This is a genomic window from Methanoregula sp. (genome assembly GCF_002835825.1).
Lineage (GTDB): Archaea > Halobacteriota > Methanomicrobia > Methanomicrobiales > Methanospirillaceae > Methanoregula.
On the sequence record NZ_PIZH01000740.1, the window covers coordinates 1 to 1,069 of the forward strand.

The 1,069-nt window shown below is 60.1% G+C and carries 1 protein-coding gene; it reads left to right on the forward strand.

Annotated features, from left to right (window positions below; genetic code table 11):
• Window positions 1-1,069 (forward strand): GNAT family N-acetyltransferase (locus tag CW742_RS14825; protein WP_292421719.1); only part of this gene is annotated, 1,069 nt, incomplete at both ends.

Consider the following 1,069-nt stretch of genomic DNA (forward strand, 5'->3'; position numbering starts at 1 on the left):
TAAAGAAGCCAAAACACAAGCTGTGCCTCCTCTCCCGTTTCTCCACGGCTCATCTCCACACCGCGGTAGACGCCATCATCGAGACCGTGGATAAGGCAGACGCCAGATCTTCCGATCCAGCAACCCGCAGCTGTTTTGAACGGATCCGGAAGCTTGCATGGAATATTGCCCGGCAGCTCTTTGTCACCGAGTCCTACAAGGATCTGGGAACGCTCCCGCAGGTATGGATCCCGGTGCAGCGGACACTGGAATCCAACACGATCCCGATGGATGACGGGAAGGTCTCGATCCGGATCTGGACCGGGCGCCTCGAGGTATACGCCGACCCGCTCTTTGCCGATGTCCTGACCCACCTCCTCGAGAACCCGGTCCGGTACAGCAACGGCACGGTCAGGAACGTTGTCGTCACCTGCCATGAGGGGTCAGAGGGGCTTGACCTCATCTTCCAGGATGATGGCGCCGGGATCCCCGCTGACATGAAAGAGAAGATCTTCGCGTACGATGCCGGCCGGCACGCAGGGATCGGGCTCTTCATCTGCCGCCAGGTAGGCGAGGTCTCCGGTATCTCCCTCTTGGAGACCGGGACTGCCGGAAAAGGTGCGCGGTTCGTCATCCACGTCCCGCAGGGGAGCTACCGGTTCGAGGGCGCCAGTGAAGACGCCCCGCAGCTTCCCGTTACACCCTCGCTGGAACGGTTCGTCGTTCGACACCGCACGGGAGCGACCGTCAGGGAACTGCTGTCAATTGAATTCCCGTTAGCAGATGCGCTCTGGACCGATTACCACAACACAACGGGAGACCCGAAAACTGACCGGATATTTGCGGCATTCCACGAAGGGCAGGTGGTCTCGCTTGCACGCTGCAGGAGACACCCGGACGGGCTTGAGGTGGATGGGGTCTTCACTCCTGCAAGTCAGCGCGGCCACGGGTATGCAAACGCTGCTGTGTGGGGGCTTGTTGAGGCATGCGGGCAGCATGCCGTTCTCTACATGCACTCGGTCATCGGCCTTGAGAAGTTCTATGGTTCCTTTGGTTTTGTCCCGATCGACGAGAAAGAGATCCCCCCCAC